This window comes from Pectobacterium versatile (assembly GCF_020166435.1).
GTDB classification, from domain to species: Bacteria; Pseudomonadota; Gammaproteobacteria; order Enterobacterales; family Enterobacteriaceae; genus Pectobacterium; species Pectobacterium versatile.
Map to the genome: position 1 here is coordinate 190,946 of NZ_JAINZP010000002.1, position 15,430 is coordinate 206,375.

Here is a 15,430-nt window from a genome sequence, read left to right on the forward strand (position 1 = left end):
CTCCTATTGATGTAAGTCAGGGAAGTGATGCAAATCAGGAAAGCGCCACAGAAAAGTCGATTCAATGGTATCCTTGCTGTTTTCCAGATTGTTTTGCCTGATTTCAGGCTTAGCGCACACACGTAGCTAACTGCATATATGGCCGAGAAAACACAACCCACTTTTTTCATACACGACTACGAGACGTTCGGTAAGCATCCGGCGCGCGATCGCCCCGCGCAGTTTGCGGGTGTCCGTACCGATATGGATTTCAATATTATCGGTGAACCGCTCGTCATTTATTGCCGTCCGTCGGATGATTACCTGCCGGAACCAGAAGCGGTGATGATCACCGGCATTACACCGCAGGTCGCGCTGGCAAAAGGCGTCAATGAAGCGGAGTTCGCCCGTCAGATCCACGAGGCATTCAGCGTGCCCGGCACCTGCATCATGGGCTACAACAACATTCGCTTTGATGATGAAGTCAGCCGTAATATTTTCTATCGTAACTTCTACGATCCTTATGCCTACAGCTGGCAAAACGGGAATTCCCGTTGGGATTTGCTGGATGCGTTACGCGCCTGCTATGCCCTGCGGCCGGAAGGTATCGTCTGGCCGGAAAATGATGACGGCCTGCCCAGTTTTCGCCTTGAACATCTGACAAAAGCCAACGGCATCGCGCACGAGCAAGCGCACGATGCAATGTCAGACGTTTATGCCACCATCGCTATGGCGAAACTGTTTAAGCAAGCTCAGCCCAAGCTGTTTGACTATCTGTTCCCGTTGCGTAATAAAAACAAAATTTCCGCGCTGATTGATATCCCGCAAATGAAGCCGCTCGTTCACGTGTCTGGCATGTTTGGCGCGGCAAGGAGCAACACCAGTTGGGTTGTGCCGCTCGCCTGGCACCCGGACAACCGTAATGCGGTCATCATGTGCGATTTGGCTGGCGATATGACACCGCTTCTGGAGCTGGACAGCGAAGCATTGCGTGAGCGGTTATACACCCGTCGGGATGCACTGGAAGCCAATCAGAGCGCGGTTCCACTTAAGCTAGTGCACATCAACAAATGTCCGGTCTTAGCGCCGGCCAATACCTTACGCCCAGAAGACGCAGAAAGATTAGGTATCGATCGTCAACGCTGTTTAGACAATCTAGCCGTGCTGCGTAACAACGCGAGCGTCAGAGAAAAAGTGGTGGAACTGTTTGCCGACGCTCCTGCTTTCGCCGCCTCTGATGATGTCGATTTACGGCTTTATGATGGCTTCTTTGGCGATGCCGACCGCATGGCGATGAAGATTATTCAGGAGACCGCCCCGCAGAACCTTCCCGCGTTGGATCTCACGTTTGCCGATAATCGTCTGGAACCGCTGTTCTTCCGCTACCGTGCACGCAATTTCCCCGGCACGCTGGATGACCGCGAACAGCAGCGTTGGTTGCAGCATCGGCGTGCAGTATTTACGCCGGAGCGCTTGCAGTCCTATCTGTCAGAACTCAGCAGCCTGTATCAGTTGCATGAAGACGATAAAGAGAAGATGGCACAGCTAAAAGCGCTGTACGCCTATGCGCAGGAATTGGTGGGCTAAAGCATAAAAAAGCGGAGCACATTGGCTCCGCTGGAAGTTGCTGACAAAGTCTGTTGAGCGGTAGTAACGGATAGATCGTAAAGACGCCGTAAATACATCCCTGTACGCTCGGATTGCGCAGATATGAATCTCATCCATGAGATTCACCCTTTCAGGGCCGTCGCAAGCGACGTTCAAAAGCGTTCCTGACGCTTTTGTCCATGGCGCAAACGCTTTACTCTTCTATTCCGTTACTCCCGTTCTCGTTCAGAAAATAGGTTTGTCAACAGTCTGAAACGGAGCGCACTGGCTCCGCTTTTCTCTTTTATGTAAGCCGTCGGTTTATTTAAACCGGTTCTTCGCTACATTGCGGGACTGGTTGACGGAAACTGCGCGTCACAAACGCCAGATAGAGCAATCCAATTGTTGCCCACACCAGACCCAGCGTCATCGAACTGGCTTCCAGATTCACCCACAGCGCACCCACCGTCAACGCGCCCAGCACAGGCATCACGAGGAAGTTAATGGTGTCTTTCACTGTGCGATTACGGCGTTCACGAATATAGAACTGTGAAATGACCGACAGGTTCACGAACGTAAACGCCACCAGCGCACCGAAGTTGATCAGCGCGGTTGCCGTCACCAGATCGAACGACACCGCAGACAGTGCAATGACGCCAACCAGCAAGACGTTCAAAGACGGCGTACGCCATTTCGGGTGGATATAGCCGAAGAAGCGCTCTGGGAATACGCCATCACGCCCCATCACATACATCAGGCGAGACACGCCTGCATGTGCCGCCATACCCGATGCCAGCACCGTGACGCAGGAGAACACCAGAATAACGGACTGGAAGAATTTACCCGCGACATACAGCATGATTTCCGGTTGAGACGCATCCGGCTCTTTAAAGCGCGAAATATCCGGGAAATACAGTTGCAGGAAGTACGCCACGGCAACAAAGATCACGCCGCCAATCAGCGCCGTCAGGAAGATGGCTTTTGGAATCACTCGGCCTGCATCCTGCGTTTCTTCCGACAGAGAACTGATGCCGTCAAAACCCAAGAATGAGAAGCAGAGAATAGTCGCCCCGGTAATCATCGGCACGACGTGAGCATTCTCAGACCAGAACGGACGCGTACTGGTCAGCGTACCCGCACCCTCGCCCAGATAAACACCGTGAATCACCAGACCGAGGAATACCGCCATGATCGCAACCTGCACCACCACGATAATGGAGTTCAGGTTAGCAACCAGACTGATGCCACGCAGGTTAAATAGCGTCATCAAGCCGACCAGCGCCGCCACAAAAATCCATGACGGTACGCCGGGGAAGATCGCTTCCAGATAGATTTTCGCCAGCAGGATGTTGATCATCGGCATGAACAGATAGTCCAGCAGCGACGACCAACCGACCATAAACCCGACGTGCGGGCTAATCGCTTTTTGCGCGTAGGTATACGCAGAACCCGCAGATGGGAAACGTTTTACCAATTTGCCATAGCTCAGCGCCGTGAACAGAATGGCGATCAGCGCAAACGCATAAGCAGTCGCCACATGACCGTCGGTCAGGCCAGACACGATACCGAAGGTATCAAAAATGGTCATCGGCTGCATGTACGCCAGCCCCATCATAACGACAGGCCACAGCGTGAGCGTTCTTTTTAACTGGGCACGTTTTGCGCCAGCATTAGGCAGTTGAGAATCAAGCAACATGGCGCACACCTCCGTCAGTCACAGCAAAGGCAGCACTGTTGTCGGCGAACGCACTAAAAATAAGGGAGTGGATACAGGATTCGCCTGAATCACGATGAGAAGAGGTGGCTGTAACAGCACCAGAGATAACTTGCGACTGCGTCGCGCCATAACCAATACCTTTGCAGCACAAACCGGCGGGCACCGGTGCGAAACGTGTTAATTGCCCCATCTTTCCTTTCCTCACTGTGCTCACAGGCACACACAAAATTATCTATCCGGATCGTTGTCCGGCCTCTTTGGTTGAAGACCCTATACCCAGCAAACCTGAGTCACAGAGAAAGGTAAGAAACCACACCAATACCCCTGTAACCAGAAGGTTGACGAGCATAAATGTAAAAAAATAACCGACGCTATTAGACGTCGGTTATTTGCAAGGCGCGTATTCTGCACCACTCGATCTCATCTGACAAGGCTCTGAGAACGTTGGAAACCATTTATTTATCCCCACCCTTCTTCGTGCTGCCTATACGTTGGCTTTTCGCATGAATTATGGGTATAAATAAGCTAATACTCGTTATAAAAACGTTGCTGTTATGTGTGAAGCCCAAACAAAAAGTGGTGCTTAAAAATTACAACTCTTGAAACCGCTTTTTCTTTTCGTTTTGTAATCTTTCCAACTCAAAAATCACCTGCTGAAGATCGCGTTCCTGCGCCGCGTTCAGTGAAGGGAACTTGAAGCTCAAACGCTGCGTCAGCTTAAAGTCGCCTTTGTTATCGACGATCTTCACCATTGCCTGACCGACGAACTGCAAATCCACGCAGAAGAAACCGTGGTCAGCAAGATCCATCTCCACGCTCTTAATGATGTCACCGTCAGTCAACAACCCCGTGGTGTCACGATCGGTATACAGGCTCAACCCACCCAGTGAGAGATCTTTGATAGTGAACTGGAAAACACTCTCATCCGGCAGTTCGCCACGGCACGTCAACGGCGGCCACAGCGGCGTGTTAATGCGGAAATAGGTTCTACGCTGGATAAGATAAAGCAGTTCAGGAATCTGCGCGCTAAAGGCTGGCAGTCCGTCATAAGTTACCGTCTTCGCAATTTCAGCATTAAATTCAACTTTTGCACCGGCAGGCTCAGCAACAAAAGACAGCGCTCCCGCATACAGTGCGCGGTTATTTTCACGCTCAATGCCGCCTAAATCGAAGACAAACAGGTTGTTATCGGGTACGACGTCAAGAATTTTACTGATGAACTGTCCATGAGGATGATGAACCATCAGAGACGTATCATTCTTCTTTAATTCGCGCAGCGTTGCACAGATGGCCAGTTTGTTGCGCTTAACAAACTGCTCTTTCAAATTTTCATTCACCGCTTTCATCCCCACCATTGTGTCAATGGTTTATATTGATGCACGCCTCTCCGTCGTCTTTCAAGTTCCATTTGTGCCAACACGGTGCCACCGTCCTGACTGCATATTGAAAGCGACTACGCGGAATGCCTGAAATCGCATGATATAGATTGGTGGAAACGGTATCGGCAATACGCCCAGTAACTTTAGCAAAATAGGCTGCATTAGTAGAAAAATCGGTAATGGATGGCCAGTGCGTTCTGGCATCCAGCATTAAAATCGCTAGCGGTATCTCCCCTACATCTGATCAGCACCCATCGTGGTAACAGTAGACCAAATGCAAAAAGCCACCTTTCCCTTTCGTCCTATCGACATCACCCATTCACTACGATGTCGACAGGACGGGACGCTTTCTGAGCTCTACATTAATAAAGAAATTTTAGGCGTTTTTTAAATTCGGTAAGTTCGGCATCAGTAGCATTTTTATATAAAAAATCAATCTCACCTAAAAATTCGTTGTACAATACTTCATTTTTACTGGAGAAATTAATGATTGAAAGCGGCATAGTTGCATTTACATGATGAAACGAACCTATGCGCCGTATTTCTATTTTTTTTAATCGATAGGTTTTTTCTTCGGTTAAAGAAGTAATGTCTTCATAATGAGAAATAATATTAGCTATGCAATTTTTATTTAAACTCATTCTTTTTTGGGAGAGAATTGATCTTTTTATTTCATTCATTTCTATTATAAATTTATTCATAGTATTACATTGTGCACCAACCCTCCCTAATTTATAAAGTTTATTCATAGAACCATCTTTTTTTTCGGTCATTATCAAGGGGATTTTCTCAAAATCACTAAAATGACAATTGGTACGATAATTATCTTTAACATCCGTTATTTTACACTCTCCAGTGTCATCGTGAAATGGTGATGTATTGTTGTCTGATTTTTTGTTAAAAATTTTAATTCCAGAGATAGGGGTATTAGATTTAAGCGCTAAAGATTCTTCAGTCAAAGGTAAGGGGAAACACCAAAGCTCAGCACCTTTAGCCATCGGAATAGGCATGATTTTCGCTTCTCTGAAAATATCGAATTCAGGAACTAATCCATCAATGCCGATGTTGCTATTCTGGATGAGATTGCCATTTTTATTAACAATAGACTCCTTCGTCGAATTAAATTTTAATAACTTTATAGCCACTCTTGCCCCCAGAGCCGTTCGTGGCATTACCATGTAAGTATTTTCATTAATCATCCTCCCATACTGTAGCCTGAATTCACTTTTCGCTTCGAGCGTAACGGCTAACTCTTTTTCTTTTAAATTTTTCAATTCAGCGTTATTAGCAATAAATTCATTTAGTTCTGAATCTTTATTTTCAACATTAAATTGTTGCGCAAAAATTTCCGGTGGTAGTGAAAAAGAAAAATTGTCACTATCAGCGCACTGTATAGTCAGAATAATATTTGCTTCAGCAGGTAACATTGTCATATAGTCTGCACCACTTGTCTTAAGAAAGGCTTTTTCTAACCCCTGACCAGTACCAGTAAGGCCGGTAATCCCGATCTTAGATTTATTCGTAAATGCCATACTAAGATGTTCATCTTTTGTCTTGGATAATAAGAGGTGGTGCGTGTTGGAAAACTCGCCCAACACACCAGCAAACCACCCTGGGCTAAATGGTATCCCCCCAGCAGCAATGCCAAAAAAACCTGATATTCGATCGATATTTTGTAGAGAGATTTCATCTTGGATTTTAATATTTTTAGTTATCTCGATTAGCGCATCCCCTACATCCAGCTTGCCTCTTTTTCCTAAAGTATCTGTCAATACTTCAGATACAGAATTAGTGCGCGCCTGCATATAATTTAACATTGCACCTTTATCTTTAACATCTTGGCAAGATTGACGTAATTTAATATTTTTAGCTATCCCTGACGAGGTAGTAATAATTCCTCCAATGCCTAGATCCATGCCTTTGGCAAAATCAATTGCAGCACGCTTTTTATTTCCTTGATATATATTATCCTTCCCTGACTTAAGATGAAATCTAAAATTATCAACAGTCGAAGAAAATAAAGGGATATATTTGCTGCTAAAATTTCCTTTCCGATCTGAAGAAAATGGTTGTCCGGCATGATATTTTTCATGCGGATCGCTACCAAAATACGATGAAAAATTTTGCGGTGGCTTATGGCTGAGGTGTCTGGCATGTAGGTTAGGTAGAGAAATATGTTTAGGATTAAGATAAAATATTCTGGTCTTATTACCTTTGAGTGTTTCTATCTGTAGAACGTTTATCATCCTTTTAACACTTTTAATACAGTATCCCCTTTTTAGGGGGAGTTCAATCGTGTAGTCCGTCGTTGTGTAATCACTTTTTTTATCCGCACATTGAAGTGTTTCCAACATTAAAGATTTTTCTTTAAAGCGAAATGATATAAAATTTTCATCATCTAGTTTAAATTTTAGACCATCATCATCGTTTTTTTTATACTCTACAAAAAATATTTTTATATGTTGTTCGTTTATGTCACCTTCAGTTGATATGTTAACAACATTAATAGAATAGCTTTTCCCACTATTTTTTTCATCACCAATTAACATACCATTAGCATTCACGTACAGATGGCTAAATTTAATACTACAGTTAAAGTCGGTGATTTTCGCCATATGAATGAGATATTTTGATTTGTATTTTTTTAATAATCCCTTAATGAGATCATAACTTTTACCTTTAATTAAAATCAGCTCTCCCAACTCATTTAATGATATACCAATATTATTTTTAGGGAATCCATTGACTCCACCGCAATATACATAACCCTTAGCATCAATTACTTGCCCATCGCCTACTTCTTGGTAATTTATTTTATTACTACAAGTTAGTTTTTTGCAATTAAAAATTTTGTGTAACATTGAATTGTTGGTGTTTTTTATTTGAAAAATATTATCTTGAAATTTAGTACCCTCTTCGTTGCTTTCATGTAGGTTATTATTACCTTCAGAACGAAAATTTCCCACTGAATTAGATATTTCGTTGATCATACGACCTCTACTTTTAAAATAGTATGTGAATGATAAGTAATCTAAAAAACCACACTTAGTCAATATAAAAACAACATGATAAATCCTTATTTAAAAATATGTGACCTGTGCTACTCTTAATGAATGCTTATATTATCAGTTCGATAACTGAAATCCATATATGAAATATAAAATAACAACACTTTTTATTTATTTAATTTAATAACCGTGACTTAGATCAAAATTAAGTCACTAAAAAAACAAAACAACTCAAAAAATCATAATTAAAAAACATTGTGGTGATATTTTTAATATAATAGCCAGTCATTTTCATGTATTTAAAATGCACAGAAAATGGATATTCTACGCATCAAAATCACAATTTTTATATAAAAATAATGATGTAGACATTAAGCCAACACAAATTAATTACTTGACAAGTATTTAAGTAGCTCTATTTATCGTGCGATTAATCCAATCTATCGGTAAATAATTTCAAGAATGACTATCATGAAATGTATTATTAAAAGTGGGACACTTTATCAAGATAATGCCTTACGTTACCACCCAAGCATTCACGCTAAAATAATAAAAATTAATACTAATTTTCTGGAATGCATTTCCTCCATGATTTCACGATGAAATGTCGGTGACATTGATTTTAGCTGCACATCCCCCTGCCGTAATATGATTTTCCTATGAAATCAGGGCAGAACCCGACTGCATAATTATGTTTTACATCAAATAATTATCAAGCTACGTTTTTTTGGTGATATTGACATAAAGAATTGTGCATTTGCACTATATACATTGACATTCATCACAGAACGTTATTATCGCCCAATTTGGCACTAACATCGCGATAACATAGCCCGATAACTCATAGTGGTTAGCAGTAGAGTCGTGGTTGGCAATGGAATAAATAATGGTTAGCAATAAAATCGTGAACAGTGTTTTTACTAAAAAAAGAGTCGCACATGGAGAGTTATAATGCAGCATTTTGCTAGTCAAATTCGTAACACAAAAATCGCACATAAACTGTATGCTGGGTTTGGTATTATCTTATTACTCGTTATTATTGCCTCAACACTTAGCGCAAAAAGATTTAAAGACATTAAAGATATTTATGAAAAAACCAATCTTATTTATAGCGTCAACATTGAGGTTTTTCAGGCAAAAATAAATCGTGTTAAATACTTCTACGCGCCGGATGAAAAAACAAAAGATATTCTGGCAAAATTTGTCAAGAGTGCGACAGATTTAACAGACAGTGCAAAAAACCTGGCCTGGAGTACTGACGAATTAGGTCACATCAACAATTTAAAAGAAAATTTAGAGGGATTTCAGGCATCTGTTTCCGCAATGTCCACCGCAACACTAAAAGCGGTTGGAATTCAGGAAAAAGTCAACGCATTGCATACACAAGCTACGCTGGAACCTGTTGCTCAGACCATTCATAACACCAGCGCATTCCCCGATAATGATGCTTATTACGCGATTAGCAAACTGGCTTTCTTATTGAGTGAAGTGCAAAAGCTGAGCTATGAGCTGCAAACAACAAAAGATGAGAAAACATTAACTGCGCTGAATACTCGTTATGCAGAGACGGAATCAGCCTATCAGGCCTTACCGATTTTACCTTCTGACCTGAAAGGTCAGGCTGACGCGTTACGCAATTACATCAAGCAATACCAACAGCTTAATGCGGACTACTACACCGCTTTCGATGACTTGAAAAAAGCAGAAACACTGGTCATGAGAGCAGGAACGAAAAGCAGCGCCGACATTAATGCGCTGACCGCCATCATCAAAGCGAAAAACGATGAACTGGCCTATAACTCCGCCACCATTACCATGATTATCGGCCTCATTGCCGTCATTATCGGTATCATCATTTCGATCTACATTACCCGGATTATCACCCGACCTATCATCCATAACCTGGCGCTGGCGGAACGTATTGCCAGTGGTGACCTGACGACGACAATTCAGACCGATCGTCACGATGAACTCGGCCGACTCACCATGGCCATGGGAACAATGAATGAGCAGCTGCGCCACGTTATCTCCGAAGTGCGGGACAGCGTCGGTAGCGTTAGCCAGTCGGCAAGTAAAATTGCCACAGGCAATAGCGATCTTTCATCACGCACCGAACAGCAGTCGGCTGCCGTCGTTGAAACCGCAGCCAGCATGGAAGAACTGACATCAACGGTGAAAAACAACGCCGATAATGCTAAACATGCCAGCCAGATCGCTGCTGATGCCTCCAAGAATGCGCTGAAAGGCGGCGAAGTCGTGAAACAGGTTGTGACGACCATGGACAACATCGCAGCCAGCTCCAAAAAAATTGCCGATATCACCACCGTCATCAATAGCATTGCTTTCCAGACCAACATTCTGGCGCTGAACGCCGCAGTAGAAGCCGCACGCGCCGGGGAACAAGGTCGTGGTTTTGCCGTGGTCGCAGGCGAAGTACGCAGTTTATCGCAGCGCAGTTCTCAGGCCGCCAAAGACATCGAGTCCCTGATCGCAGAGTCCGTCGAGCGTACCAATGCGGGTAGTCATCTTGTGGCGGTTGCCGGAGAAACCATGGAGCAAATCGTCGATTCCGTTTCTCGCGTGAATGACATCATGGGGGAAATCTCATCTGCTTCTGAAGAACAGAGCCGGGGAATTGGGCAAATCGCACAGGCAATCAGTGAACTGGACACCACCACTCAGCAGAACGCCTCGCTGGTAATGGAATCCTCCATTTCCGCCAACTCGCTGGAAGAACAGGCTGTGCTGTTAGAGAAGTTGCTCGAGCACTTCCGCGTGTCCCAATCTGATAACCGCGCAGGCTCACGCGCACCATCCTCTGCGTCACGCCACGCGCTGCCAAAACGTGTGTCAACGGCAGACAAAAAAGCCGTGTCATCAGAAAGCGACTGGACGTCGTTTTAGCGACTCACGCCCGGATGGCATCACGTGCATCCGGGCGTATCAGAAACCCTATAGCGGTATCAAAAATCGTGGCAAACAAGCCAGAACGCATTGCCGTTAGCGCTACAAACCTTCATTCAGCGGCATCATTGAGGGATTAGGGTACTGATACTCAAACCCGAGTTCATGGCAGATTCGCTGCCCATCAACAATCTTCCCCTGATCGCTGTCGGTTACGGGCGCAAACTGCGGCGGAGACAGGTGCAATCTGCGCGCCTGTTCAGGGTAAAAATCCTGTCTGGCAGGATGTTCTGGCGCACACAAATTATAGATATGCCCGCCGTTCGGAAGCTTAAGCAGCAACAGGATCGCCGCCAGCACATCTTCCTGATGTACCAGATTCACGCCATGATTACCACGCGGCAGATTGGTTTTGCCCGCAAGGAAACGTCCAGGATGGCGTTCACCACCGACCAGCCCTGCAAGACGCAAGATATCCACGGAGGTATCAGGTAGATGCTGCAACCACTGTTCGAGGGACACCAGCGTTTTCCCTGCTATCGTCGTCGGCTGTAGCGGCGAGTTTTCTTTTGCCGTGCCGCTGCTGTCGCCATAAACCGAGGTTGAACTGGTGAAAATAACACGCGGGACATGAAAAACGCGTGCCATATTCACCAGTTGCTGTACCGCTTGCGCATACCCGTCACCCCCTTCCGCTGTTCGGCTAGCGGGCAAGGTCACGATCAATACGTCAACCTGTAGTAATGCGCTAAGCTCGTCTGCGTCGCATTCCAATTCAGGTGTCAGCGCCAGTTGATAGCACTCAATGCCGCTCATTCGCGCGGCTTCCACGCCATCCTGAGTGGTTTTCGTCCCTGTCACGTGGTAGCCGTGCCCATTCAGCGCCAGAGCTAGCGGCATACCCAACCAGCCCAATCCCACAATCGATACTTTTTTCATCAGCCGTTCTCCCCTGCAAGGAGCCTGTTAATTAACACTATACTCTACATAATTCGAGTTTCAGGCAGGCGGCAAGAGAATGCATCCCGATGAGCTTACTCAAGTAAGTGATTCGGGTGACTGAACGCAGCCAACGCACATGCAACTTGAAGTATGACGAGTATACGCACGCCTACAGAGTAAACGGCTTTGACGCCCACCGCTACGGATGCCTGTCCGATTTCCGTAGTCTTTTCTGCCTATCAAAAGCGGATATCCAGCGCGATTATGCTGGCACATCACTCAACCAAAACGAACTTCCCACATCTGCTAAAAAAATGTTGCACAACAGCCCGAACATGGTTTAGGTTATTCGACAGAAATCGTTATTGATTTAATAAACACTGACACAACAAAGAGACATCTTATGACACGCGTTCTGTTTAGCCACCATCATAACCATCATCCTGATTAGTCTTTCGGGCAGTTGGTGCTGGAAGACATTCAGATCTTCCAGTGGCGCAGAATACAAAGAGAGCCCTCGGAAGATCACCTTCCGAGGGTTTTTTTATGGCCCAATGTTTCTAAAAATTTTAAATTTGACAGGTTAATGAGGTTTCCATGCTGGATAAAACACGTTTACGGATAGCAATGCAGAAGTCAGGCCGCCTGAGCGACGATTCACGCGAACTGCTGGCGCGCTGCGGGATCAAAATCAACTTACAGCAACAGCGTCTGATCGCGTTCGCAGAAAATATGCCGATTGATATCCTGCGCGTACGCGATGACGATATCCCCGGCCTGGTCATGGATGGCGTGGTCGATCTGGGCATCATCGGCGAAAACGTGCTGGAAGAAGAGCTGTTAAACCGTCGTGCACAGGGTGAAGATCCGCGTTACTTCACGCTGCGTCGTCTGGATTTCGGCGGTTGCCGCCTGTCGCTGGCGATGCCGCTGGACGAAGCCTATACTGGTCCTGAATGTCTGCAAAACAAACGTATCGCCACCTCTTATCCTCACCTGCTCAAACAATATCTCGACAGACAATCTGTCAATTTCAAATCCTGTCTGCTCAACGGTTCCGTCGAAGTAGCACCGCGTGCCGGTCTGGCCGATGCTATCTGCGATCTGGTATCAACCGGTGCAACGCTTGAAGCCAACGGCCTGCGCGAAGTCGAAGTCATTTACCGTTCCAAGGCCTGCCTGATTCAGCGCGACGGCGAAATGCCAGCAGAGAAACAGCAGCTAATCGATAAGCTACTGACCCGTATGCAAGGCGTGATTCAGGCGCGTGAGTCAAAATACATCATGCTGCACGCGCCCAGCGAGCGTCTGGACGAAATCATTGCTCTGTTGCCTGGTGCCGAGCGCCCGACCATTCTGCCGCTGGCCGGCGATCAGCGTCGTGTTGCCATGCACATGGTCAGTAGCGAAACGCTGTTCTGGGAAACCATGGAGAAGCTGAAGTCATTAGGTGCCAGCTCCATTCTGGTCCTGCCCATTGAAAAAATGATGGAGTGATGACGATGGCTGACAACACCAAAAGCACTGGCAGCTTTAGCACGCTCGTCGACTGGCAGCGCTGTTCAGTAGAAGAGCAGCGTCAGCTACTGACTCGTCCGGCGATTTCCGCGTCAGAACGCATTACCGCCGTCGTGAGCGATATTCTGGCAAACGTGAAAAGCCGTGGTGATAGCGCGTTACGTGACTACAGCGCGCAGTTCGATAAGGTTCAGGTGAATGCGATTCGCGTCACCGAGGCTGAGATCGCTGCCGCCTCCGCCCGTCTGGGCGATGAGGTAAAACAGGCAATGGCGATCGCCGTACGTAATATCGAGACATTCCACAACGCGCAAAAGCTGCCGATTGTCGATATCGAAACGCAGCCAGGCGTACGTTGCCAGCAGATCACGCGCCCCATCGCAACCGTCGGGCTGTATATTCCTGGGGGCTCTGCCCCGCTGCCGTCAACCGTGCTGATGCTGGGAACGCCTTCACGCATCGCTGGCTGCGGTCGCGTGGTGTTGTGCTCACCGCCGCCGATTGCCGATGAAATTCTGTATGCCGCACAGCTGTGCGGCATCAAAGAAGTCTTTCAGCTCGGTGGAGCGCAAGCGATTGCTGCGATGGCATTTGGCACAGAGAGCGTGCCGAAAGTGGATAAAATCTTTGGCCCCGGCAACGCGTACGTCACGGAAGCCAAGCGTCAGGTTAGCCAGCAGCTCGATGGCGCGGCCATTGATATGCCCGCTGGGCCATCCGAAGTATTAGTGATCGCCGACAGCGGCGCGACGCCCGCGTTTGTCGCCTCCGACCTGTTATCACAGGCAGAACACGGCCCGGATTCACAGGTCATCCTGCTCACGCCCGACGCAGCAATGGCCAAAGCCGTAGCAGACGCCGTTGAAGAACAGCTCACGCAATTGTCCCGTGCGGACATCGCGCGTCAGGCGCTTGCCAGCAGCCGCGTCATCGTTGCGCGTGATTTGGCACAGTGCATTGAAATCAGCAATCAATATGGTCCAGAGCACTTGATCATCCAGACGCGCGACGCCGAATCACTGGTTGATAGCATCACCAGCGCGGGTTCAGTTTTCCTTGGCGACTGGTCACCGGAATCCGCGGGCGACTACGCCTCCGGCACTAACCATGTTCTGCCGACCTATGGCTATACCTCGACCTATTCAAGCCTGGGGCTGGCCGATTTCCAGAAACGCATGACCGTACAGCAGCTCACGCCGCAGGGGTTACTGCAACTGGCGCCGACCATCGAAATATTGGCACAGGCCGAACAACTGACCGCCCACAAAAACGCCGTTACCCTGCGTGTTGCAGCACTGAAGGAGCAAGCATGAGCAGCATTGAAGAACTGGCACGCGCCAATGTCCGTGCGCTGACGCCGTACCAATCTGCCCGTCGTCTGGGCGGTAACGGCGATGTCTGGCTGAATGCCAATGAATACCCTGAAGCACCAGCATTTCAGTTAACGTCACAGACGCTGAACCGCTACCCGGAATGCCAGCCAGTTACGGTGATCAGCCGTTACGCCGAGTATGCTGGCGTAACGCCGGAGCAGGTTCTGGTCAGCCGCGGTGCCGACGAAGGTATCGAGCTGCTGATCCGCGCGTTCTGCGAACCGGGAAAAGATGCCATCCTGTTCTGTCCACCAACCTACGGCATGTACGCCGTCAGCGCCGAGACATTTGGCGTGGAACGCCGCACCGTAGCCAGCAAATCAGACTGGCAGTTGGATCTCGACGCGATTGAAGCACAGTTGGACGGCGCTAAGGTCATTTACATCTGTAGCCCGAACAACCCAACCGGCAACCTGATTGCACGGGAGGATTTGCGTCAGTTGCTCACGCTGGCACAGGGAAAAGCGCTGGTCGTTATTGATGAAGCCTACATTGAATTCTGTCCGCAGGCGACCACCTCGGTCTGGCTGGACGAATTCCCACATTTGGTGATTCTGCGTACCTTGTCCAAAGCCTTCTCACTCGCCGGATTGCGCTGTGGCTTCACGCTGGCAAACCCTGAGGTCATTCAGCTTCTGCTGAAGGTGATTGCCCCTTACCCATTGTCCACTCCCGTAGCGGATATCGCCGCGCAGGCGCTGAGTCACGAAGGGATCGCTAAAATGAAGGCGAATGTTGAGGAGATTACCTCCGCTCGCCGCTGGCTGAGCGATGCCTTAAAAGACATTCCCTGCATTGAAGAAATCTTCCCCAGCGAGAGTAACTATCTGCTGGTGCGCTTTACCGCCTCCCCCTCTGTATTTAAAACGCTGTGGGATCAAGGCATTATTCTGCGTGACCAAAATAAGCAACCGAGCCTCGCAGGCTGTTTGCGCATTACTATCGGCAACCGCTACGAATGTGAACGCGTTGTTGCTGCATTACAATCATTGCCGGGCATCAACGCTTAATTTTAAGGAGCTC

10 protein-coding genes and 1 other annotated feature are annotated in these 15,430 nt (G+C 47.4%); of the genes, 5 read left to right on the forward strand and 5 right to left on the reverse strand.

Annotated features, from left to right (window positions below; translation table 11 throughout):
- Positions 1-138 precede the first annotated feature (138 nt).
- A complete protein-coding gene (gene sbcB, locus K7X24_RS03710; protein WP_224553061.1) occupies positions 139-1,566 on the forward strand; it encodes an exodeoxyribonuclease I in 1,428 nt (475 codons plus the stop codon).
- A gap of 325 nt (positions 1,567-1,891) precedes the next feature.
- Here sbcB and K7X24_RS03715 read toward each other — a convergent pair whose 3' ends face one another.
- The 4 genes from K7X24_RS03715 to K7X24_RS03730 all read right to left on the reverse strand — a co-directional run bounded on the left by K7X24_RS03715 (position 1,892) and on the right by K7X24_RS03730 (position 7,652).
- Entirely contained in the window at positions 1,892-3,262 is a 1,371-nt protein-coding gene (locus tag K7X24_RS03715; RefSeq protein ID WP_224553063.1) for an APC family permease, read from the reverse strand.
- Positions 3,252-3,473 (reverse strand): hypothetical protein, encoded by a 222-nt coding sequence (locus K7X24_RS03720; protein WP_010305272.1) that lies wholly within the window; start codon positions 3,471-3,473, stop codon positions 3,252-3,254. Before K7X24_RS03720 ends, K7X24_RS03715 begins: the two co-directional genes overlap by 11 nt.
- 400 nt (positions 3,474-3,873) lie before the next feature.
- Positions 3,874-4,629, reverse strand: coding sequence for a flagellar brake protein (locus K7X24_RS03725; protein WP_224553065.1), 756 nt, complete (start codon positions 4,627-4,629; stop codon positions 3,874-3,876).
- 395 nt (positions 4,630-5,024) lie between these two features.
- Positions 5,025-7,652, reverse strand: coding sequence for a hypothetical protein (locus tag K7X24_RS03730; RefSeq protein ID WP_224553067.1), 2,628 nt, complete (start codon positions 7,650-7,652; stop codon positions 5,025-5,027).
- Between the two features lie 969 nt (positions 7,653-8,621).
- Between K7X24_RS03730 and K7X24_RS03735 the strand changes: the two genes are divergently transcribed.
- Positions 8,622-10,574 (forward strand): methyl-accepting chemotaxis protein, encoded by a 1,953-nt coding sequence (locus K7X24_RS03735; protein ID WP_224553069.1) that lies wholly within the window; start codon positions 8,622-8,624, stop codon positions 10,572-10,574.
- A 102-nt stretch (positions 10,575-10,676) separates the two neighbouring features.
- On the opposite strand, the gene K7X24_RS03740 is transcribed toward K7X24_RS03735, so the two are convergent.
- A complete protein-coding gene (locus K7X24_RS03740) occupies positions 10,677-11,513 on the reverse strand; it encodes an SDR family oxidoreductase (RefSeq protein ID WP_224553071.1) in 837 nt (278 codons plus the stop codon).
- Between the two features lie 429 nt (positions 11,514-11,942).
- Positions 11,943-12,064 (forward strand) — a sequence feature (His leader region).
- A 49-nt stretch (positions 12,065-12,113) separates the two neighbouring features.
- On the opposite strand from K7X24_RS03740, the gene hisG reads away from it, so the two are divergent.
- Genes hisG through hisC form a run of 3 tightly spaced genes read left to right on the forward strand, consistent with a single transcriptional unit; the run spans position 12,114 to position 15,417 of the window.
- Positions 12,114-13,013 carry an ATP phosphoribosyltransferase gene (hisG, locus tag K7X24_RS03745; RefSeq protein WP_044204795.1) on the forward strand — a complete coding sequence of 300 codons (900 nt, stop codon included), beginning with the start codon at positions 12,114-12,116 and terminating at the stop codon, positions 13,011-13,013.
- A gap of 5 nt (positions 13,014-13,018) precedes the next feature.
- Positions 13,019-14,347 (forward strand): histidinol dehydrogenase, encoded by a 1,329-nt coding sequence (gene hisD, locus K7X24_RS03750; RefSeq protein ID WP_044204941.1) that lies wholly within the window; start codon positions 13,019-13,021, stop codon positions 14,345-14,347.
- A complete protein-coding gene (hisC, locus tag K7X24_RS03755) occupies positions 14,344-15,417 on the forward strand; it encodes a histidinol-phosphate transaminase (protein ID WP_224553073.1) in 1,074 nt (357 codons plus the stop codon). Before hisD ends, hisC begins: the two co-directional genes overlap by 4 nt.
- Positions 15,418-15,430: the final 13 nt, after the last annotated feature.